Annotated in this window: 15 protein-coding genes and 1 tRNA gene; 10 read left to right on the top strand and 6 right to left on the bottom strand. The window is 55.6% G+C overall.

What is annotated here, in order from left to right:
- The first annotated feature begins 25 nt into the window (after positions 1–25).
- The 4 genes from BM485_05690 to BM485_05705 all read left to right on the top strand — a co-directional run bounded on the left by BM485_05690 (position 26) and on the right by BM485_05705 (position 2,616).
- Positions 26–1,210 carry a phosphoglycerate kinase gene (locus tag BM485_05690; GenBank protein ID OKY75829.1) on the top strand — a complete coding sequence of 395 codons (1,185 nt, stop codon included), beginning with the start codon at positions 26–28 and terminating at the stop codon, positions 1,208–1,210.
- Positions 1,211–1,221: 11 nt separating this feature from the next.
- Complete coding sequence (locus BM485_05695; GenBank protein OKY75830.1) at positions 1,222–1,983, top strand: triose-phosphate isomerase; 762 nt, start codon at positions 1,222–1,224, stop codon at positions 1,981–1,983.
- Positions 1,984–2,044: 61 nt separating this feature from the next.
- The gene (locus BM485_05700) at positions 2,045–2,524 is read left to right on the top strand and encodes a preprotein translocase subunit SecG (protein ID OKY75831.1); all 480 of its coding nucleotides are present in this window, start codon (positions 2,045–2,047) and stop codon (positions 2,522–2,524) included.
- A gap of 6 nt (positions 2,525–2,530) precedes the next feature.
- Positions 2,531–2,616: transfer RNA gene (locus tag BM485_05705), tRNA-Leu, on the top strand.
- Between the two features lie 198 nt (positions 2,617–2,814).
- On the opposite strand, the gene BM485_05710 is transcribed toward BM485_05705, so the two are convergent.
- From BM485_05710 to BM485_05725, 4 genes are all read right to left on the bottom strand, one after another.
- The gene (locus BM485_05710) at positions 2,815–3,336 is read right to left on the bottom strand and encodes a hypothetical protein (GenBank protein OKY75832.1); all 522 of its coding nucleotides are present in this window, start codon (positions 3,334–3,336) and stop codon (positions 2,815–2,817) included.
- Between the two features lie 247 nt (positions 3,337–3,583).
- Positions 3,584–6,595: a hypothetical protein gene (locus BM485_05715; GenBank protein ID OKY75833.1), complete on the bottom strand. Its 3,012-nt coding sequence runs from the start codon at positions 6,593–6,595 to the stop codon at positions 3,584–3,586.
- A gap of 18 nt (positions 6,596–6,613) precedes the next feature.
- Positions 6,614–6,991 carry a hypothetical protein gene (locus BM485_05720; protein OKY75834.1) on the bottom strand — a complete coding sequence of 126 codons (378 nt, stop codon included), beginning with the start codon at positions 6,989–6,991 and terminating at the stop codon, positions 6,614–6,616.
- A gap of 531 nt (positions 6,992–7,522) precedes the next feature.
- The gene (locus BM485_05725) at positions 7,523–8,674 is read right to left on the bottom strand and encodes a hypothetical protein (protein ID OKY75835.1); all 1,152 of its coding nucleotides are present in this window, start codon (positions 8,672–8,674) and stop codon (positions 7,523–7,525) included.
- Positions 8,675–9,378: 704 nt separating this feature from the next.
- Here BM485_05725 and BM485_05730 point away from each other — a divergent pair.
- From BM485_05730 to BM485_05755, 6 genes are all read left to right on the top strand, one after another.
- Positions 9,379–10,389, top strand: a complete 1,011-nt coding sequence (locus tag BM485_05730; GenBank protein ID OKY75836.1) for a hypothetical protein — start codon at positions 9,379–9,381, stop codon at positions 10,387–10,389.
- A gap of 140 nt (positions 10,390–10,529) precedes the next feature.
- A complete protein-coding gene (locus tag BM485_05735; GenBank protein ID OKY75837.1) occupies positions 10,530–11,207 on the top strand; it encodes a hypothetical protein in 678 nt (225 codons plus the stop codon).
- 113 nt (positions 11,208–11,320) lie between these two features.
- The gene (locus tag BM485_05740; GenBank protein ID OKY75838.1) at positions 11,321–12,838 is read left to right on the top strand and encodes a hypothetical protein; all 1,518 of its coding nucleotides are present in this window, start codon (positions 11,321–11,323) and stop codon (positions 12,836–12,838) included.
- A complete protein-coding gene (locus BM485_05745) occupies positions 12,808–14,277 on the top strand; it encodes a hypothetical protein (protein OKY75839.1) in 1,470 nt (489 codons plus the stop codon). Before BM485_05740 ends, BM485_05745 begins: the two co-directional genes overlap by 31 nt.
- 148 nt (positions 14,278–14,425) lie before the next feature.
- Positions 14,426–18,505, top strand: coding sequence for a hypothetical protein (locus BM485_05750; protein OKY75840.1), 4,080 nt, complete (start codon positions 14,426–14,428; stop codon positions 18,503–18,505).
- On the top strand, positions 18,505–20,640 hold the full coding sequence (locus BM485_05755; GenBank protein ID OKY75841.1) for an outer membrane protein assembly factor BamA: 2,136 nt from the start codon (positions 18,505–18,507) through the stop codon (positions 20,638–20,640). The genes BM485_05750 and BM485_05755 overlap by 1 nt, the downstream gene beginning before the upstream one ends.
- A gap of 30 nt (positions 20,641–20,670) precedes the next feature.
- On the opposite strand, the gene BM485_05760 is transcribed toward BM485_05755, so the two are convergent.
- A complete protein-coding gene (locus BM485_05760; protein OKY75842.1) occupies positions 20,671–21,885 on the bottom strand; it encodes an anion transporter in 1,215 nt (404 codons plus the stop codon).
- A gap of 152 nt (positions 21,886–22,037) precedes the next feature.
- Positions 22,038–22,559: a hypothetical protein gene (locus tag BM485_05765; protein ID OKY75843.1), complete on the bottom strand. Its 522-nt coding sequence runs from the start codon at positions 22,557–22,559 to the stop codon at positions 22,038–22,040.
- Positions 22,560–22,568 lie beyond the last annotated feature (9 nt).

The raw sequence follows: 22,568 nt of genomic DNA on the forward strand, positions 1-22,568 counted from the left end.
AATTCCTAACTAAAGGTAGCTTATTGTGAAAAATATTCGAGATATTGATATCAAAGGCAAAAGGGTGCTGATTCGGGTTGATTTTAATGTGCCGCTCGATGACGCCGGTCGCATTACCGACGATACGCGTATTCGCGGGGCATTGCCCACCATAAATCATGCGTTGGCGGAAAATGCCAAGGTCATTGTCTGTTCTCATCTGGGCCGTCCCAAGGGGCAGCGGAAACCGGAATTTTCCCTGGCTCCCGCCGCCGCAAGGCTGGCCGAGCTTACCGGCCGCATGGTCAAACTTCTGCCCGATTGCGTGGGGGATGATGTTGAATCCATGGTCACGGCAATGCGGCCCGGCGACGTGGTGATGCTGGAAAATCTTCGTTTTCATGGCGAGGAACAGAAGAATGACCCTGAGTTTTCTCGAAAACTCGCCGCCCTGGCCGAGGTCTATATCAGTGATGCCTTTGCCGTTGCCCACCGGACCGATGCATCGGTGGTGGGGGTAACCCACTATTGCGACCAGTGCGCCGCGGGCTTTCTGCTGCAAAAAGAAATGGATTTCTTTCACCGTTCCGTCAGCCAGCCGGTTCGTCCCCTGGCGGCGATTATCGGCGGGGCCAAGGTTTCCGGGAAATTGACCGCGCTCGTCAACCTGATGGACAAAGTCGATATCATGATCATCGGCGGGGCCATGGCCAATACCTTCCTGAAAAGTCAGGGGCATGAGGTGGGCAAGTCACTGGTGGAGGATGATCTGCTGGAAACGGCGCGCACGCTGCTGGCGGATGCCGCCAAAAAAGGGGTGAAACTTTACCTGCCGGTTGATTGCGTTGCGGCGGCGGAATTTACCCCGAACAGCGTCTCCAAGGTGGTGTCCCTGCAGGAGATGCCGAAGGACTGGATGGCGCTTGATATCGGTCCGGCCACCACAACCCTGTTCGGCGAGGCCCTGGCCGACGCCAAAACCATCTTGTGGAACGGTCCCATGGGGGTGTTCGAGATGGATGCCTATAGCCGGGGCACCATGGCTCTGGTGCAGAAGGTGGCAACTTCCCACGCACTCAGCATCGTCGGCGGCGGCGACACCAACGCCGCGGTGCATAAGGCCGGCTGGGCGGATGATGTCTCCTACATGTCCACCGGCGGCGGCGCTTTCCTGATGCTGATGGAGGGCAAGGTGCTGCCGGGTGTTGCCGCCCTTGATGCGAAAGAATAAAAGGAGAGTCCATGGAACGGAAGCCCTTGCTTGCTGGAAACTGGAAGATGCATACCACCGTGGCGGAGGCGGAAAGTCTCGCCCTGTCGATTGTGCAGACTCCCGCTGCCCCCGACCGTGACGTCATGCTTGCCCCGCCTTTTACCGCTCTGGCCGCGGTGGGGAAGATTGTCGCCGGTTCATCCGTCCTGCTCGGCGGCCAGAATGTCTGTTGGGAGGAAAAGGGCGCCTTTACCGGAGAAATTTCGCCGGTCATGTTGCGGGATGTGGGCTGCAGCCTGGTGATAATCGGTCACTCCGAGCGCCGTCACATTTTCGGCGAGAGCGACGCCCTGATCAATAAACGCCTGGTCGGGGCGCTGAAGTACGGCCTTGTCCCCATCCTCTGTGTGGGCGAGACCCTGGAGGAAAGGGAGGCGGGACAGACATTTACCGTTCTGGAAAGACAGATGCGGGGAGGTCTTGCCGCAGTCTCCTTGTCTTCCGGAGCGGAGGTGGTCGTTGCCTATGAACCTGTCTGGGCAATCGGTACCGGCAAAACAGCCTCGGTTGAGCAGGCCCGGGAGGCGCACGTTTTTATTCGTAATCTTCTCGCCGGAATCTATGAGAAAAAGGTTGCCGGGCAAATCAGAATATTGTATGGTGGCTCGGTTAATCCTGAGAATGTTGATGCACTTATGGCCCAGGACAATGTTGATGGGGCTCTGGTCGGCGGCGCAGCCCTGAAGGTGGAATCCTTTCTTCGGATAATAAATTTTAAGAAATCGGCCTGATCCCCGCCCGCGCAGATTTTGTCTGCATCTTGGGGAAAAGGCGGATCAATCATAGCTTATAATGACAACTCTTCTGACGATTATACATATTGCAGTCTGCTTTTTTCTGGTCGTGATCGTCCTGCTTCAGCAGGGCAAAGGCGCCAGCATGGGAGCGACGTTCGGTGGCTCGAGTCAGACCGTTTTCGGAACGGAAGGGCCGCTGCCTTTACTCAATAAAGTAACGACATTTGCCGCTGTTACCTTTATGGTAACCTCCATCGGTTTGGCTTATTTTTCCGCGCATAAAAGCACAAGTTCGGTAATGCAAGATTTTAGTGTGCAAAAACCGCAGGAAAATGCTATAGAAAGAGCCCCGGAAACGCTTCCGCAACCGGCGCCTGATATGCCGTTGGCTCCCGCCGAGCCGGTTCAGGCTGAAACCCCGGCGCCGGTGACTGATTCCGGACAGCCTCAAGGTGTTCCGCCGGCTGTTGAAGCACCTGCTGCCGAGACTGCACCCGGCAGCGCGAGCGAGAAAGCGGAAAAAAAGAAAGATTAAGTTTTTGCCGAAGTGGTGGAATTGGTAGACACACTATCTTGAGGGGGTAGCGGCCAACGGTCGTGCGAGTTCGAGTCTCGCCTTCGGCACCATATATCAAAAAAAGGATTGAACCCGATAGGGATCAATCCTTTTTTTTTGTACTTTTTTCAGCGGAGTTGACAGTTGCCGGGCTTTCTTGCGAAAGAGAATATGGGCTCACCGTCAACTGGTGACCGTCGGCAGAGGCCGCGATCCGCCCAAAAAACACGACCGGGCAATTGGTTGAAAATCAGTGGAAATCACGAAAATTAATACACGGTGATTTTATACAGAAGATGGTGGTGATACTCCGGCCATTCTCCCTCGTTTTTATCTTTGGATCCTTCCACATAACGGGCCTCGGCGGCAATCAGCGCCTGGGGATAGTTTCCCTGCAGCAAGGCCTTCTTTTCATCTTCAGTGGCCGGCGCCCGGACAAGAAGGCAGTCGGCATTTTCGTTGAACATGCTTTGTACCGCGGAGGCCATCAGGCTGATGGTCTGCCACCGGGAAGCCGCGTCAAGCTTTCCGGCTTTTTCTTCCTCGCTGATAAATATATACCATTTCTTGTTGACCTTGCGTGCCGTGAAGTTTTTCAAAATTTCAAGAGCCTTTTCCTGGCTCATGATGGTTGGTGTACATTCGGAACCGGTGCCCGGCGCGGTCATGTTGGCGGCAATATCGTCATGGCAACTGGGAATGGATGATCCGCTGGGAAAGGCGGAAACGGAAGCGGTGGCGCAGAGGTGAAAAAGCAGGCCGCAGGCCAGGGAACGCGAGAGTTTTTTCATGGGAATTCCTTTGTTGAAAGCGTGAAATAATGGTCATGCTGAAATCATCGGTACAAATGATTTCCAAGGTAAGAACTACCCGATGCCCGGGATAAAGTCAAACAAGAAGAAGGGTCGGTGCAGCTGATTGCAGAGGGAAAAGCAAGGACGCTGATTTGTTATGGTTGCGACTTGGTATAAAAAAAGGAGCAGGCGGGTTGCCCCGCCTGCTCCTGGTTGTTTCCGAGGAATTGAACTCGGGATGTTTTTACGGAAGGACTACGCGCAGGTCGCCATCTTCTGCTTGGGTGTAGACGGTCTGATTGTAAGAAGCGTCATAAACCTTGACAATGATGTCGTACGTGCGTCCGCCATACAGGTAGGTGTGCGCAATGCCGGTTGCCAGAGAAGCCATGTCGGAAACCGTGGTTGTCTTTCTGTCACCCCAGTAGATGTAGGCGCGGACGATGGAAGGATCGAAATTCAGACCATTCAAAGTTGCCGTCTTGCCTTCAATTGCGGTGGTGAAGTTAACTGCGAGCACTTCGGGCTCAACGATCTGAGCCGTTGCAGTGGCCTCTGCCTGGCGGCATTCATCCGTCACCTGATCGCAGGCGATGACGCTTGCGTTGTAGGTGCCTGCCGCCGAGTAGGTAACAGTGGCGACAGCGCCGTTGACCGACATCGCTGCTCCCGCATCACCGGAATCAAAGGTGAAGTCGCAGCCGTTCGGGCAGTTGGTGTTGCCGGCGTTCAGTTCAACTTCCAGGTTGGTGTCCATGCTGGACAGGGCGCTCAGGTACGGGGTAAACGAAGGTCTTACCCACGGGTTTTCCTCGGAGAAGCCCCAGCTGGCATGACAGGAGTTGGCTGAACAGCTGCCCGGGTTGCCGAGCGGATCCGGGGTATAGGTGAAGGTTGCGACAACGCCGTTTTTGTCAAGCGGTTGACCGACATCGGAAACAGAATTGAAATCGATGACGCCCGAGCCGTTGTCGTGGCAGTTGGTGCACTTGCCGTGTCCGGCCGCCACGTGGCGGTTGTGGACCGAGTCGACGCGGGTGTTGAGGTAGTCAACGTAGTCCGCGCGGGTTGCGACAACGCCGGCCTGGGTGGTCTGGATCGGCACTCGCAGAGTGCTTTCCCACAGGGCTTCGGAGAGGTCGATGTCACGCAGGCGGTCCGCACCCCTGATGACAAGGGGGATGGAACGATTGTCGCCCTGGGAAGCCTTGGCGTACAGGGTTGGGTGGAAGTCACTCGGCTGGTTGCCGTTGACCATGGTCAGCGGTACAACATCAGTGGCCGCGTAAGTGAAGTTCAGATCGCGCGGGTTGATCGCGTAGGTGCCGTTGTAGAAGCCCTTGTCCGCGCCGTGGCAGTCTGTACATCCGCCCTTGCCCCAGGCCACGGAGGCCGGGTTGACGTTGTGGTTGACCTTGAACATAACGCCCATGAAATTGAGCTTCAGGGCCGCGCCGGTGGGGTCGATACCGACGTTCGGCAGATACGCCATGATCGCGGCGCGCTGGGCGGCGATCTCGGTTGTGTCGACCACGCCGTCCGCGGTCAGGGCGTGCAGTCCGGCCGCCTTGTTGGCGTCACGGAGATGGGACGGGTTGACTGCGTCCATGCCGCCGGTTTGCCCGTCGGCGTTGATGTCCAGGGTGGTGTCGTTCTTGTCACGCCAGAACATGGTGTTCAGGGCGTTGGTACGGATCAATTTGCCGCCCTGCCAGGCCAAGGCCATGTTGTTTTCCATGGTGCGTTCGACATAGAGGTTCTCGTGATCAGTCAAGCGTCCTGCCTCGTCGGCGCCGGTGGCGTCAACCATGGCGCCGCCGGTGCCCCACTCGTAGAGGGAACCGTGGGTTTCGCCGCCTTCAGCCGCGGTCGGACCATGGCCCAGTTTGCGCACGTGGCAGGTTGAGCACTCCAGGATGTCGAGATGGCTCTTGTCTTTCACGCCGTCAACGCCATCCTGCAGGATCAGGGAGGTTAAGCCCAGGGCCTCGTGCTTTGCCGTCGGGTCAACCGCGCCGTAATTCTCCACGGTGGCGTTGGCCTTATGGCAATCACCGCAGTTTTTCATGGTGTTGTCGGTGTTGTTCCACAGCGAGCTGTACGGAGCAAGTCCCTTGGCCGGATCGTGGCCGAGCAGGTTGCTTGAGCCGATGCCGGTCATTTTGGTGAGGTCGTTATAGGTGCGCCATGCACCGGTATAATATGTTTCGTCCTTGCGATCATGGCAGCCCATGCAGCCCAAGGAACCGTGGACGTCGGCCTCATAGGGCACGCCCCAGAAGTCGCCGCGTTTCTTCCAGTCAACCTGGTGCATATCCGCATGGCAGGTTGCGCAGTTTTCCGATACGGTGGGATGGACATTGAAACCGGCCGCGCCGAGCTTCAATGCGTTCATCGACGTGCTCGATGTGCTGATGCCGACCACGGTCGGGTCATAGGCCACGTTGGTGCCGTTGATGGCGGTGCCGAGGCTCGCGCCGGTGACGCGGGAGGCGTCGAATTCACCCTTGCGCAGGGATTCCGTTCTCGCTTCCCAGGAAAAGCCTTCCATGTGGCACATGAGGCAGTCCATCTCCAGAACGCCGGTCTGGCTGTAGTCCTGCATCAGGACCTCGCCGGTTTCGCCGTCATTGTCCTCGTCATACTGATCGATAAAGGCGTTCCATGCGTTGTAGCCGGAAAGGGCTGCGCTGCGTAGTTCGGTTCTCTGGTTGGCCGGATTGGGAACGCAGATGAAGTTTCTCATGCCGCGGCTGCTGTTGTACATACCGCACTGGGAAAAAGCGGGATCATACTGCTCGGCCTCGGTGAAGGCGCCGGTAGTGGTGCTGCAGGGGTCTCCGCCGTTTGATGTATAGGTCACACCGCCGTAAATAACCTCCGCGGTCTCGCAGGTACCGGCGGACAGATCGGTGGAGCCCGGTTTGGGCAGATACTCCAGGGCGCCGCCGCCCACATGGCACTCGGCGCAGTCGCGCATCATGCCGGCCACGGAGAGGTCGACCGAGGTTTGGAAGGCTGCTTCAGTGCCGTAATCAAAAGGCGCGGCGAAATTAACCGGGTTGGTGGCCTGGGCCCTGACGGTGCCGGTGGCCTTGATGTAGAGGTTGGTGGTGCCGTCGGTCAGGCTCAGGCGGTTGCCGGCATCATTGACCAGATAGTCGACGCCGGCGTCATAAACGCTGTTGCTGTTGGTGTCTTCATAATAGCCGGGGGTGGCAGGGGTGGTTCCGGTGTTCGGGAAAAGTCTCGCCAACTGACGAGAGGAAGGGGGTCACCACTTGCCCGTATGGCCCGGGGACTGCACCCAGGGTTTGCCGTTGGCTGCCTCGGAATTCCATGTGCCGTTTTTGTAGGGGTTCCAGCCCATGTGCTGGTTGGCGCCGAGCTGGGCATGATAGGAATGACGTTCGATGGCTTTGTAGTCATGGCAGCCGGCGGCGCCGCAGGTTTTCTGGGCGCTGTATGCCGGCGCTGATGCGGGGATGCCTCGGGTGCCGTCGCCGTTGTCAACCGACATGATGAGGTCGCCGTCGGCGTCGCGCAGGGCGACGCCGTCATGGGTAAAGGACAGGGCCTGGGAGCTGGCAACCAGCAGGGCTGCCGCGGTCAGTGATGTGACCAGCAATCCACTTTGATACCTTTTTTTCATTTTTCACTCCTTTCGTTAACGTTTGGTTAACTTCTTCATTGTTTCTTTTTTTTGCGGGAAGCCCGAACGACTTGGGGGAGCCGTCAATCTCAACCTGGACCATCCGGCAAAATTCACTACCTGCAACACGCGTCAAAAATATTGGGGATATTTTGATTTGTTACGTTTTGCAAGCGTCGTTCCATGAAATGGCAATTGGGTTCATTACCCCAAAAAAAATGCAAGGGGTGGTGGTTTTGGTTTAAAATTCAACCTGTTGGATAAGTTGTTTTTTTCAGGTGTTTTTGCTTGGGAAAAGCTATGGCCACAGGGTGGTAACAGTGCCAAAGGGAGAAAGGGTGAAATTTCTCAGCGGGATAGGGTGAATTGCCTAATTGGGTTATTTGCCGTAATTTGTGTGCGGGGAGGGGGAATGATGTTCCGGCGGCAGGCGCTGATGGGAAAGAAAAATGGTGAAGAAGGAATGAACTCCTTCACCATTTTTCGGTCGTCCCGGTCATTCAGGTGGTCATGGTGTTTATCGGCAACGGCTTATCGCTGGGTGCGGCCGTGGCGGCCCATGTAAAGGTTCATCCGGTACCGTTTGCCTTCGGCAAGAAAACGTGAGTAGTCCTGGAGGAGGTGTCGTCGTTTTTCTTTTTTTGTGGTGCTGTCTATTTTCTCTTTAAAATCAGCAAGTTGTGGCTCGACAATTTCTTTCTGGTATCGCGCCAGTTCCTTGTCGGCGTTGAGGAAAAAACGGTCGATCATTGCCGGGGCATGGCACTGGTTGCAGGCGGCCTTCATATTGTTTCGCAAGTTTTCGGAGCGGTTGGCCAGGGGGACACCGGGCGAAGTGAGGTTCCTGGGAAGATTCCAGGCCGGGTTGTGGCGGGTGGTCTGGCCCTGACCTGAGCCGCTCAGGTGGCAGAAGGCGCAAGTGGGGGCGCCCATGTGTTTCCCTTCAAAGTAAACACCGGTCCGGTCAAGGTTTTTCTTGTCCACCGTGGTTTCATAGGCGACCCCATGCACCGAGGAGCGGTAAATTTCCCCTTCCGGATAGTTGGCGCCGTCGTGGCAACGCAGGCAGGTTTCGGGCCGGCGGGCGGCGGCGGCGGAAAAACCGTGTCCCAGATGGCATGTCCGACAGTTTCCGTTGCCGTTGTCAGGGTTGCGTCGCCCTGCTCCGCTGTTAGGCCAGGTGGCCGGATCAGGGATATTCATGTCGTCAAGGGTGACCGTGACCCCATGGCAGCCGCCGCACTGCTGAAAATTGTCGTCTTTATATAATGATACAACCGGGTAACGCGGGTTGTCCTCTGTCATTTTTTGCAGCAGTTCAAGGGAAAGGGCATGGCCGCTGGATATGTAATCCAGATACTGGCCTTTGTGGCAGTTGGCGCAGTCAACCGGGGTGACAACGGTGCTGATGTAGAACTTTTCGGCGTGGAGAAAAGCGCCTTTTTCGCCCTTGTTCGCTTTGTGGCATTCATTGCAGCCCACCCCGACCCTGGCGTGGGTGCTCTTCAGCCATTCTTCGAAAATAGCCGGGGTGTCATCCCGATGGCATTCAATGCAATGGGCACTGTTATTGATGAGTTTGGCCGGATCCTTGTGTTTGATGGCTGCCTGCGCATTTGAGAGGAGTCCCGCTGCGCCGAAAAAAGCTGCGGCGATAGAGACGGTTCGGGCAAAATGCTTCATGGGTGTTCTCTCCTGTTTCTCCTGAAGTTGTCCATTGGTTGATTGGAAGTAATCATGTGTAAGAATATGTAAGGTATGAAAAAAACAATAACAGTCAGAAGTTCGGTGTTTGCAACAAGTGGACCCGCAACCACCTGTTTGCCCCTTTTTTTTATGAATGCCATGGGATATCGAGAAACAGGACATGCGAGCGGCAGGGGGTCTCTGATGTGATTATGATCATAACTCATTTGCTGCTTTTTCAATAGGTCAAATGGCCCAATTGGGTTATTTGACCCGGATGGATTTTGCGGCGACTGTATTTATTGGGTGATTTTGCCCACGCGAACCAAAGGCCTGCCTGCAAGCGATATGACCGGTCAGCCGGAATCTAAAATTTTGATAAAATGGCTCGTCATTTGCAAGCCGAGATTCTTCGGTTGGAGCCGGGTGTTTTTCGTGTTGTGAACACGGGGACAATAACGTTCCGGTTTTCGCGGGAACTCCCGCAAAAATGAGTTGTCTTTGCATCATGCTGCAACACTGGAAATGCAAGAAGTCGCAATGCCCATCTTTGGGCGGTGATTTTGCGAGCCGGGAAAAAAACAGAGTGCAAATAAAGAAAACAGAGGATAGGTTATCCGCAAGGCAGAAGAAACGGGATGCCGGGCTGACGGTTGTCTGACGGGCCGGATCTCATTCATTACGAAACAAGGGGACAATTCATGGAAATTTTTCGCAGTCGCAGTCATCTGGCACAAATCGCATTGGTTCTTTTCTTTTTTATCTTTACCTCCTTTTCCTGGGCCGCTGAAGCGCCCAAGAAAGAGGATGTTGTCGCCAAAGTCAATGGGCAGAATGTTTTGCGCAAGGATTTTGATGCGGCGGTGGAATCGGCAAAGCAGCAGTTCGGCGGTATCGGCTGGCAGGAGGGGGATGCCGCTCAATTGGAGAAACTGCAGAACATGGCTCTGGACCGTCTGATAGATTTTGAGCTGCTGTTTCAGGCAAGCAAGAAAGAGGGAATAAAAGTTGACTCGGCCGCAGTGGATGAAAAACTGGCCGACTTCAAAAAACAGTTCCCCTCCGACGAGGAATTCACCAAGTTCATGCAGGCCAATGAGCTGACCGAAACAATCATGAAGGAACAGCTTTCCCGCCGAATGGCGCTGGAGGGACTGCAGAAAAAACTGCAGGAGGATTTTACCGGGAAAGCCACGGTGAGCGATGAGGAGGTTCGTAAGTTTTATGACGGCAACATGGATAAAATGAAGGAACCGGAAAAGGTCCGGGCAAGCCATATTCTCGTTACGGTTGCGGAAACAGCGGATGATGCCGCCAAGGCAGCCGCCATGACCAAGATCAAGGATATTCAGAAGAAATTGAAGGAAGGTGGTGACTTTGCCGCGCTGGCCAAGGAAAATTCCGACTGTCCAAGCAAGGCCCAGGGCGGAGATCTGGACTTTTTTGTCCGCGAACAGATGGTGCAGCCTTTCTCCGATGTCGCGTTTGCAACCCCGGTGGGACAAACGAGCGATATCGTCACCACCAATTTCGGCTATCATCTCATAAAAGTGACCGACAAGAAGCCGGAAAGCACATTGGCGTTCGACGATGTCAAGGAGAAGATTAAAACTTTCCTTGCCCAGCAGGAACTTGACGGCATGTTTGAAACGTATATAAAGAATTTACGCGATAAGGCGGAAATTGTCAGGATGCCGGCGGAAAAGAAATAGGTTTGTAGTGCCGGATTGGCATTCAGCCTGCGGGAATGGGAATGTCAATCCGGGTAATTGGCAGGGTAATTTCGATCCCTCAGCGGCGGATCCTGTTGATGTCCGAGATCTGAATATGGAAAAACAAAGGGAATTTTCCGATGGATAAAATCAGAGTGATGCTGGTTGATGACCATGATGTGGTCAGATCCGGTTTGAAATCTCTTCTGGGGATGGATGAGGAACTGGAAATAATCGGCGAGGCGGCCAACGGTGCCGAGGCAATTCAAAGGGTGCCGGAACTCAACCCCGATGTCGTGGTCATGGATATCTCCATGCCGGTGATGGACGGGATGGAAGCGACTCGGCGTATTCGCGGTCTGTACCCGGATTGCAAAATCCTCACCTTGACCGTTCATGAAGACAAGCAGTATTTTTTTGAAATGCTGGCCGCCGGCGCCAAAGGGTATATTACCAAGCAGGCTGCGGCCGAGGATCTGGTTGCGGCCATCAAGGCGGTGGCCACCGGCAATGTCTATCTGCAGCCGGCTCTGGCCCGATGGCTGCTGGAGGATTATCAGCGGATCAATAAAAACGGTGTCGGACCTGGCGAGCAGGATATGCAGTCCGCTGATCTTGATTCTCTCAGCAAGCGTGAACTGCAGATTCTTGAATTGGTGGCGGAGGGATTAACCTCCCCGGAAATAGCCCAGAAGCTTGATCTCAGTCCGAAGACCGTTTCCCGTCACCGGGAACGCATCATGAATAAACTTAATCTTCATTCCACCACGGAGCTGGTTAAATTCGCCATTCGCACCGGCCTGATCGGGGTGGATTGATGGAGTTGGCGGTTGCCGGTTTTCCGTCAGTGCATTGCCGCATTGGGACAGGGGAAAGAGGGTGAAACCGTCAGTTGCCAACCGTCAATATTTTATTCCCCTGGAGTTTCGTGATGCAGGATGAGAAAATAAACCGTTGTGGCGTCTTTCCTTCCACTTTTTTTCGCAGCCTGGTTTTTTTTTCGCTTATCGCCGTTTTGTTGCTGCCTCTGTACACTATCTTTTATCTGTCGCCCTCTTTTGTTGATTTCATCATCAAATCCCACAAGGAACTGGCGGTTGATGTGGCTGTTCACATGGAGTCCCATCTGATTCCCGACGAAACCAAGAATTTGACTCACGATATTCTCACCCCCATTGTCCTGCGGCGAATTTCCACTACCGCGGATGATTTCAATCTGTTGAAAGTGCGCATCATGTTTCCTGACGGAGAGATATTTTTTTCAAGTCTGCCCGATGAAGTCGGGGACTTTGTCGAATTCGGCGAATTCAAACAGACGGTTTCTTCAGGGAAACCAATGGTGCAGATGATAAAAAAAGGCGAAAAGTCATCGGAAGGCCGGAAGATGCCCGGCGATGTTGTTGAGACGTATGTGCCGATTCTGCGGGAGGGGAAAACCATCGGTGTTTTTGAAATTTATTATGATGTCACCCGAAAAAAAGAAGAGCTCAACAGTTTGCTCCGCAATCTGTACTTGACGTTGTTTCCCATTGCCGTTGTCCTGTTTTGCGCGGTTATTCTCAGTTGCCGGCGGGCCAATAAAAATATTGCCGGCCGAGTTGCAGCGGAAAAAGAGTTGATGCAGCAACGTGAGGAATTGAAAGAGAAAAACGATGAGCTGATCGAGGTGGTTGCCGTCTGCCGGGAGAGGCAAAAACGGCTGGAGGAGGCGCAACAGGCCCATCAGGAAGCCCAGGACCAGATAAAGCGGGAAATGCACAAGAGGGAAAAGATGCGCATCGACCTGTTGCGGCACATGGTGCGGGCGCAGGAAGAAGAAAGGGCGCGTATTGCCCGGGAACTGCATGATGAAACAGCCCAGACCCTGACCGCGGCCTCGCTTAATTTCGCCACCTTGAAAAACCTGCTTGCGGCCAGCCCCGAGATGGCTGAACTGGTCGGCAACCTCCAGTTTCTTTGCAAACAGATGCATAATGATCTCTACCGGATGGTGCATGATCTGCGTCCGGCCCAGCTGGATGACCTGGGACTGGTGCCGGCCCTGCGCTATCTCGCCGATGAGGGGCAGAAGGCCACCGGGCTGAAGGTAAGGCTGACGATCAGCGGCAGCCAGAAAAAAATCGAACCCTTTATCGAGACCATCATCTATCGGTTTGTCCAGGAAGGCTTGACGAATGTGACTCGCTACGCCGGAACCGATCAGGCCTATGTTTCCCTCATGTATGACGAGAATCAGGTCGTCGCCAGGGTGGAAGACCACGGCAAGGGCTTTGACCCCGAACAGCAGCAAAGCGGCGGCGGCTGGGGACTGGTCGGCATTTCCGAGCGGGCCCAGTCCCTGAAAGGAACCTTCCGCATCGTGTCCGCTCCCGGCAAAGGAACAATGATCGAGATTGTCATTCCCCTGGAAATCGCCTCATGCCCTTTGAACGGTTTGGCCGCCATATGAAGGCGAAAAAAGGATTTCTTTATTACACAACCTGCTTTATCACCGGGTTTGCCATCCTTGTTTTCGAGCTTCTTTCCTTCCGGATGCTGGCGCCCTATTTCGGCAATTCAAGCATCGTTATCGGCACCATCATCAACAGTATCCTGCTGGCTCTTGCCATCGGTTACTATCTGGGGGGCTCGATCGCCGATCGGAAGAAGTCGCACGACCTGATTTATCAGGTGATTCTTGTTTCCGCCGTTTACATTTTTCTGGTGTACCTGACCTATCCCCTGTTTTTGAAAAGTATTGCCGGCATGCCGGTGATTGCCGGCTCCCTGCTGGCCATTGTTGTCCTCTTTTTCCCGCCCATGATTCTTCTTTCCTTTGTTCCGCCCTATCTGATCAAGCTGATTTCATCGAAAGACGACATCGGCATCAGCTCCGGCAAGATCTTTTCCCTGTCCACGTTGGGGTCGATCATGGGTGGTGTCTTTACCACCTTTTTCCTCATTCCTTTTATCGGCACCAAGATCAGCGTGCTGGTCAGCGCCATCATTCTTTTGCTCCTCGGGGTTGCGGGGTTGCACAGCGGGCGGCTTCTTTCATTGGCCGTGGCGTTTGCCTTGCTCTCGCCCTTTGCCTTCTCGGCGCGCAGCGAATCGAAAATCATTTATCAGGATGAATCCGTTTACAATATTATAGCCGTGGAGCAGGATGAGGATATTTTTTACCTCAAATTAAACGACAACATCGGCCATCATTCCGTCACCATTAATGACAAGACCCTGCTGACCGGCACGTACACCGACATGCATCTGTTGCCGTATCTCTTTGTTGACGCAAAAAAAGTACTGGTGCTGGGGAACGGCGCCGGTAATATCATGATGCAGGTCGCCGCTTTTTCCCAGGCTGCAATTGACGGGGTGGAAATCGACAGTGAAATAACCAGGGTTGGGGAGGCGTATTTCGGTCTTGCATTGGATGAGACACACAGGGTTCATCATGAAGATGCCAGGGTATTCCTGCAAAAAAGCAAAGAAAAGTATGACGTGATCCACGTTGATCTCTTTGCCGGCAATCCCTACATTCCTTTCCACCTTGCCACCATCGAGTTTTTCCAACTGATGTATGATCGTCTGGCGGATGATGGCGCCCTGGTGGTCAATTACCCCCGCTTTATTGAAAATGACGAACAGCTTTCAGGGTACTATCTGGGAACCGTCAAAAAAGTTTTTCCGTCGGTTATTGCCTCGGATGAGGCATTGTATGTCTTTAAGAAAGAAATTTCCGCTGCCGAATTAAGGAAGGTGATAGGTGCCGAAAAACCGATCGGCACCATGTTTATCGTGGCCCGCGATGCCCTGAGAAAATTTCGTGACGTTGAACCGATTCCGCTCTCTTTCTCCGACGACCTGGCCCCGGTTGAAATGCTGACGTATCAGGCACTGAAGCGCTAGTACGGCGCCGGTGCCGGAGAAAACCCGGCACAAGGGAGGGCTTCACGTTTCCAGTTTCCAGTTGGCGGTTTCCGGTTTAAGAATGCCTTTTGGGGCAGGGTTCTGAAATCCGCTGATCTCTCACTGTAAACTTTGGTTTTGCCCGCCTATGAAGCTGTTTTCTTTGAAAAAAAGTATTCTTCTGCTTTCATCCGCCCTTGCGGTTTTTTTTGTACTGCTGCTTTCGGTGCCCTCCGTGCAGAAGCATGTTGTCGAACAGATCGGCAGCCAGGCCGGTTTTGATCTGCTGGTTGAAGATATGGACGGCAATATTTTTACCCATCTCACCTGCGCCGGGATAAACGGCACCCGACGGCACACCTCACATCCCTTGTCCGGCTTTGCTGTGCGGAACCTGCGCATAGCCTATTCCCTGCCGCATCTCGTATATGGCATTGATTCCTTTCTTTCCACCATGCGGATTGAGGCCGAGCGGGTTCAGGTCGTTGTCGATTCGGCATCGGCAGGGGAAATATCCGCGCCGAAAGCGGCGGGCAGCGGCGCCATCGTCTTGCCGCGGGTGTTGCCTGGTCTCAGGGTGAATGATGTTACCTTGGAGATTCTTGCCCCTGATTATACCCTGACCCTTGCGAATGCGTTTCTCGCTGTCGCCGCGCCCGCCGGATCCTCCGGTCAGGCTGTGCGTCTCGATATTCCGCTTCTGCGGCTTGACAGGGGAGGACGGGAACATGTGACAACCGATTCGACCTTCAGGCTGCATTACCGCGAGGATGGTCTCCGCATTGAAAATGTAACCATGCCGGGCACGATTGCCTCCCTGCAGGGGGAGCTGCACTGGGAAAATGGCGATCAGACCGTGGTGTGGGATCTGCGGGCTGAACTCGGCGGCGGCAATCTGCAAAGCTCCGGCTCTGTTACCGGCAATCGGACTGACCTGCGGCTGCTGCTGGAGAACCTTGATGTGGCAGCCCTCTCCGGCCTGCTTTCTCCTGCTGATTTTCCCCTGAGCGGCAAGGTATCCGGCAGCGCTTCCCTGGGGATTGATGCCGGGTCTGCTGATTCTCTTGCCGCTGATGTGGATCTTGCCCTGACGGAAGGGGAACTTCTCGGCGAGAAAATATCTTTTCTCCTGCAGGGCGGCATTCGGGACAACATCGTTTCCGTGCGAAAGGTTGCCGGAAATTTTGGCGCAAATGAGGTGACAATGGAGGCGGGGAGAGTGCCTCTGTCTTTGTTCAGCGCATGGGACATCGGCCTTCTCGGCAGTGGTGATATGCAATCCGTCCGGCTTCAGCTGCGGGATATTCCCGCCCTCCTCGGGGCAATCGGCCAGGATGTTCCTCTGGAGGCTGTGCCGGAGCATACCCTGGAGCTGCAGGGCAGCCTGGGCGCGGGGACGGTGCACATTGCCGCGGCGAACTTCACAACCGCGAAAAATTCCCTGCTGCTCACCGAGGCGGAGCTGCGGATGCCTGCCGCCGGCCGGTCATTTCTCGATTCACCTTTTGCCGGAGTCCTGCGGTTCCATCTTACGGACATGAGCGAATTGTCGGCACTTGCCGGCCTGCCGCAAATTGCCGGCAGCGGACGGGGAGATGCGGTTGTCGGCGGTACCTTGGCGAAACCGCTCGGCACCGTTACCCTGGAAGGGGCAAACTTGTCCTATGGCGCCTGCCGACTGGGGGATGCCGTTCTTCGTGCCCGGGCAGACAGCACCACCGTGCAAATTCTTTCCCTGGTGCTGCGTAACGGTGATGACATCCTGGAGGCGGCAGGGAATTATCTGTTTGATTCCGGCACATTTACCGATGTCAAGGGCGCGATTGCGGTCAAGGATGTTGGTCGTTACACCGGGTCCTGTCTGGCAATGGAGGAGGCGGTTGCCGGAGATCTCCAGGCCGTCTTTTCAACCACCGGCGCCGGAGAGCTGCAGGTGGATCTGGCCCTGAATGATGCGGTTTTTCCCGGTATCGGCTTATTTTCGGCCGAGGGCGTGATGACAACCGACCGGCAGCGGTACCGCATCGAGGATGGCGAAATTGCCGCGGAGTTCGGAACGCTTCGTTTCTCCTCCCTGGTTGTGCCGGAGCCGGGGCAGCGAAAGGTGCGGGCCGAACTTGACGGTCTGACTTTTTCCTTTAACGGCGCGGATTTTTCCCTGGAGAAACCGGCTGCATTCATTCTTTCGTATGGCGCGGGGATGGACCTTGAGGTCGGCGAAACAATTCTTTCCAGTGCGGTGGGGCATATCGTCATGCAGGGCACGCTTTCCCTGGAAGGGGAGAGTGCCCTGCGGATTGAAGCGAAAGACCTGACAAGCAGCGGCTGGCTGGATGAATTTACCGGCACCGAGTACCGGGTCGGCGGCGCGGACATCCTGTTCACGCTGCACGGTCCGCTTGTTGCACCAAAGGCGTCGCTGGTCTCGCATATCGCAACCATCACCTGTCCGCAGCTGTTGGAGCCGTTATGGGGCGAGATAAATTTTGCATATGCTGCCGGGGCGGGATTTTCCCTTCGTAAATTTGAGCTGGCAACCGCCCAAGGCCGGTATGTCTCCCTGTCAGGTTTCATTCCCTTTGATCCGCTGGCGGAAAATCAGTTTCTCCCGCCCCCGATCTCCTTGACGGGCAGTGTCACGCTGCCCGGTTTGCAGGGGCCGGCCGCGGCTAACCCGGTTAACGGCATGATGGAGGGGGAGCTTTCCGGCGCATTTCATCTCTCCGGTTCCTGGGAAAATCCGGCGGGAGAAATGAGTTTCACGGGGAGCAATCTCTTTTTGCACCATTTTTTCAAGGATGCGCCGCAAGAGCCGTTCACGGTTGACTGCCTGCTTCGCTACCATGCCCGGGAAATTCTTCTGGACCACCTCACGGTGCAGGCCAAACCTTTTTTCGTCAAGGCACAGGGGAAGTGGACGGACATTCCCACCCTGGCCGCCCTTATCCGCCGGCCTCCGGCCGGCCTTCCCGGCAGGCTGGCCTTCCTCGCCCGGCTCGACATGCCTGATGTGGGTTGGCTTTCACCTCATATCGGCGGGCTTCGTCGTCTCTCCGGTCGCCTGGAAACCATCTTGCGGGCTGATGGACCCGCGGAGCAACCGAAATTTACCGGCACCATGACGCTCGAACAGGGCGGCGTCCGCCTGCAAAGCGCTGCCTGGCCGGCCCTTGACCGTTTGACCATGGTCGCCTCCCTTGACGGCGGAGTGGTTCACCTGGACAAGATGAGCGGCCGTTTCGGCGGTGCGCCGGTGGCATTGGCCGGCGACATCGCCCTAACCGGCGACGGGGCCCCGCTGTTTGACTTGCGGCTGACGGGCAGCAATCTGCTTTTTTATCGCGATGAAACGATGAAGATTCGTGGGGATGCCGACCTGCGACTGCAGGGACCACAGGCGCGCCTCCGCCTGGGGGGGAAGATCCTGCTGACCGACTGCCGTTATGGGAAAAATGTTGATTTTCTTTCCATGTTCAGGAGCTCAGCCAAGGTAAAGGCGGACACCGGCATGCAGTTTTTTTCCTTCAGCGAGCCGCCCTTGCGTGATATGGTTTTTGATATTGAAGCGGCCACGGGCGAAAAGCCGTTTCTCATTGCCAATAACATGGCCCGCGGAGCGGCCCGTCCTGCCCTGCGATTGATCGGAACCGGGGAAATACCGGTGCTTGTCGGCCGTATTTATGTGGAGCCGACAAACATCAGTGTGCCGGCCGGAAAAATTGTCGTTGAATCGGGGATCATCACCTTTCCGGAAAATGACCCTGATCGTCCCACCTTTGATATCAGAGCCGTTTCCCGTCTGGCAGGCTATGATATCACCCTGCACCTGCAGGGAACGTCGGACGAGCCGGTTATCACCCTTTCCTCCGACCCGCCGCTGCCCGAGGATGAACTGCTGCTTCTGGTGCTGACCGGCAGCCTTCCGCAAACCGCCCAGGATGGTGGCGGAAGCGGGATTGCCAATATGAAGATGGCGGTCTATCTGGGTAAGGGACTGCTGTCCCGCTGGTTCGGCGGCAGTGCTGCGGAAGATGATGAATCGGTGCTGCAGCGGTTTGATCTTGAATTCGGCCGGCAGGTTTCCAAAACCGGCCAGGAAACGGTGGAGGCCCAGTTCCGCCTGATCGAAGGGCTGCTCCTGCCCGGAGACCGACTCTATATCACCAGTGAAAAGGATGTCTATGACAACGTCAACGTCGGCGTCAAAATTGTCTTCCGCTTTCAGTAATGAGATTCTGTAACGTTTCTCCGAGTCGACGCACCCGTCTGCTCTGCGTTGTTCTGTTTGTCCTGCTGTTGATGGGCGGAACGGCCGATGGCGGGGCTGCTGACGGAAACGGGGATGTCGTGCTGCGTCTGGTCTTCAGCGGCAACGACAAGGTGGCGGACAGTGCGCTTGAAGCGGCTGTGGCCGACGAGCTTGATGAGTTTTTCGATTCGGATTTTCCCGAAGCCAAGGCTGACGATGCTGCTTTTGTCATCGAAACCGTGTACAAACGGCAGGGCTATTATTTTGCCCGGGTCGGGTATCTCCTCACGGTGGAACCAGGGGCCACGGTTCTGACATTTTCCATTGATGAAGGACCCCGGGTTTTTGTCCGCAACATCATTGTGACCGGCAACAGCGCCTACTCAAGCAAAGAACTTCTTTCTTTTTTTGAGGAAAAAAAGGGAACTCTTCTCGGGATGGGCGGCTTGTTGTTTGTTGAAGGCGAGATCCTGGACGCGGTCTCCTCCATTCGTGCTCTGTACGCGAGTGAAGGTTTTCTGCAGGCACGGATCGACCCTCCTGAGTATCTGTTTTCCGAAGACCGCGGCCGCGTCGATATCCGACTGGCAATCAGTGAAGGGGAAAAAACGGTTGTCGGTGACGTTATCTTCGCTGGAGAGATGCTGCCCGAGGCCCGGAGCGATCTGGAGAAGCTGGCTGGTGATCTGGCTGGAAAGCCATATCTCGGCAGGCGCAAGCTTATGCTGCGCAGCGGAGTGCAGGAGACCTATGCCAATCTCGGCTATCCCGAGGCGCTCGTGGAGATTGCGGAGAAAAGAGATGCGCCGTTGCGGGTGGATCTGCTTTGCCGCATCACAAGCGGGCCACGGGTCACGGTCTCCGATATCCGCGTGGCGGGAAATAACCGGACTGACCGTGAATTTATTTTAAAGCGCATGACCGTGCAGCCGGGTGATTTGTACAGCGGCCGAAAAAAGCGGGAAAGTTTCCAGCGGCTTTACCAAACCGGTCTTTTTTCCCGGGTCACCATTTCCCTGGCCGAGGGACAAGGTTCGGAAGAACGCGAACTCCTGGTGCGGGTCGAAGAGGCCTTGTCCCGGGAATTGTTTTTCACCGCCGGTTGGGGTTCCTATGAGCTGCTGCGCGGCGGCGCCGGTTTTCTTGATCGCAATATCTTCGGTTACGGCCGGAGTTTCCGCTTTGAGGCCGGAGGGTCGGTCAAGAGCGCTGCTGTCGATGCCGCGGTCAGGGATTCACGAATTTTCGGCAGCGATATTTCCGCCGATCTGCCGGTTTTTTTTCATCGCCGGGAAGAACCCTCCTTTACCGGTGAAGAGCTGGGCGCTTCGCTTCTGCTCTCCAGAAATCTGCGCAAGGATCTTTCTGTTTCGCTTCGTTATCTTTACAGCAGCACGCAAACCACGGATATCGTCGCGCGTGACATCCCGGAGCAGGAAAACAATTACACTATTGCCGGATTTAAACTGCAGGCAACTCTGGACAACCGCAATGACATCTTCTTTCCCACCGGCGGACACCGGATTTTCGGGTCCGCCGAGGTTGCCGAACCGTCCCTGGGCAGCGGTCTTTCCTTTTATCGCTGCAATTTCGGGGCGCGCACATTTTTACCGCTTGACGTTAAACATACCGTGGCCCTGCGTTATGACACCGGCGTCATTGTGCCCGGACGCAATCAGATTACGATTCCCATCGGCGAAAGATACTTTAACGGCGGCGAGAATACGGTGCGCAGTTTCCATCAGTCCGAGCTCGGTCCCAGAGATGCTTCCGGCGACCCTTTGGGCGGCATGGCCTTTAATATTCTTTCCATTGAGCTGCGCCGCCTGCTGATGGATAATCTCGCGGTTACGCTTTTTGTTGATTACGGTAATATTTCACCCAATCTTTCCCCGGAAGAGGAGGGGGGAGTTCCGTTCGCCGACCGGCAGGACGTTATCGACGAAACGTTCAGCGACTATTTCAGTGATTTCAGACCGGCGCTGGGAATGGGGCTGCAGTACCTGCTGCCGGTTGGACCGGCGCGGCTCGATTTCGCCTGGAATCCCGACCGGGATGCGGAACGGGAGGAGGACAGCTTCACGGTCCATTTCAGTATCGGCATGGCTTTCTGATGGCGGATCGGCACGTGGCGACGTTTCCCGTCAAAGAAAAAAAAGCAGGGTGCACAGGGAAAAGATGGTGACCGGAATACCGGTTCGGGCATGCTCGGCAAATGATATTTCGATGCCGAATTTTTTTGCCTGTTCGATGACAATCAGGTTGGCGATGCTGCCGATGACAATCAGGTTGCCGGCAAAGGTGCTGGATACGGCAAGGGTATACCATTGCTCGGGTTGAGCCGGATCAAGAAAGCGGATGAGCAGCATGGCGGCAGGCACATTGCTGACCAGATTGCTTAAAAGCGCCGACACCCCGGTCAGGGTGGCCGGGTCGGTGAGGATGACCCCGGTGCGGTTCAACATGTCGATGATGCGGCTGGGAGCATTTATCGACTCGATGCCCTGCACCACGATAAAAAGGGCGCAGAACAGGGTGAGCAGGTGCCAGTCGATCAGCTCCATCATCTGCCGGGAACGCATCTTTCTGCTGCAAAGCAGGATGCCGGCCGTTGTAATGGCCGTCAGTTCACGGGGGATGTCGGTGAAGAAGAAGACCACCAGCAGCAAGGTCGCGGCAATGCCTTTTGTGCTCTGGAGAAGGTTGAACTCCGGCCAATGTCCCGCTGCAAGGGGTTGCCGCGCCGCAAATGCCAGCGTGAAGCGGTTGCGGTATAAAAAACAGATGATCATGTAGGAGCCGGCAAGGGAAATGAGTGTCGGCGGGGAGCACCAGAAGAGAAAATCGGCAAAATCCAACCTGCCCACCTGACCGATGAGCATATTCTGCGGGTTGCCGATGATGGTGGCTGCCGAACCGATGTTGCTTGCCGCGGCAAGTCCAAGCAGAAAGGGAAGGGGATTGAGTCCTGTCCGCAGCAGGGCCATGGCCAGCACCGGGGTAAAGGCAAGGCAGATGATATCGTTTGCCAGCAAAGCGGACAAGAGGGCGGCGAGCAGCATGATGACCAGCAGGAACAAGCGCGGCTGATGGAGCAGCCCGGTGCTGCGGGAGGCAATCCAGGTGTAGAATCCGCCCAGTCGCAGCTGGGCGGAGAGTATCATCAGGCCGTAGAGCAGGACAATAGTCGGCAGATCGATGGCCCCCATGGCCGTTTCGAGCGGCACGGCGCCGCTGACCACCATGGCAATGGCGCCCAGCAGGGCGATGCCTGTCCGGTCAAGGGCCAGGCCGGGAATGCGCCCCAGGGCGACCCCGGCATAGGTCAGGATGAAGATGGTCGTGGCAATGGTCGGCATGGGCGTTACTATAGCAGACGCCCGGAGTTGTGGGCCAGCGGAAAACGTTCACATGAAAAAATGGTGGGTGCCGGTTGCCGGTCAACGGTTTGCGGATGGTTGTATGCGGAAGGTTCGCAATCCGCAATCCGTAAACCGGCGATGACTTTGGGTTATTTGCTGGTGTAGGTAAACTGGTCGAGCAGTTTTTTCCCGTCCAGGGCCGCCTTGCTTTTGATGGTGTAGCTGCCTGGGGTTCTGAGCTCGATATCGGCGCCGTAGCCCCCTGACATGGGCATAGTCATCACCGTCTGCTCCACGCCGTCCGGACCCTTGACAAGAAAACCGACTGTGCCGTCTGCCGCCTGAGCCCCGTCCGGTGCGGTGATGTGCAGCATGAGATGGTGGGATTTGACCTTGGCGAGGTCGATATTTGCCGCCTTGCCCGCCTGCTGGGCCGCTGCCAGATTTGCCAGATTGTCGATCAGCTGATAGGACAAATGATAGCCTTCCACCGTGGATTCTTGGATCTTCTCGCCCATTTGGGCCGAGTGATCCATTGTTCCCATGTCATGCCCTCCCATGTCGTGGCCGCTCATGTCGTGGGGGGCGCCGCCATGTCCGTCAGCCGCGGAACCCGGTTGGGCGATGGCGAGGGTAATGATAAAGGCAAATAACAGATTTCGCGTTTTCATGGTAACTCC

This window comes from Desulfobulbaceae bacterium DB1 (assembly GCA_001914235.1).
GTDB lineage: Bacteria > Desulfobacterota > Desulfobulbia > Desulfobulbales > SURF-16 > DB1.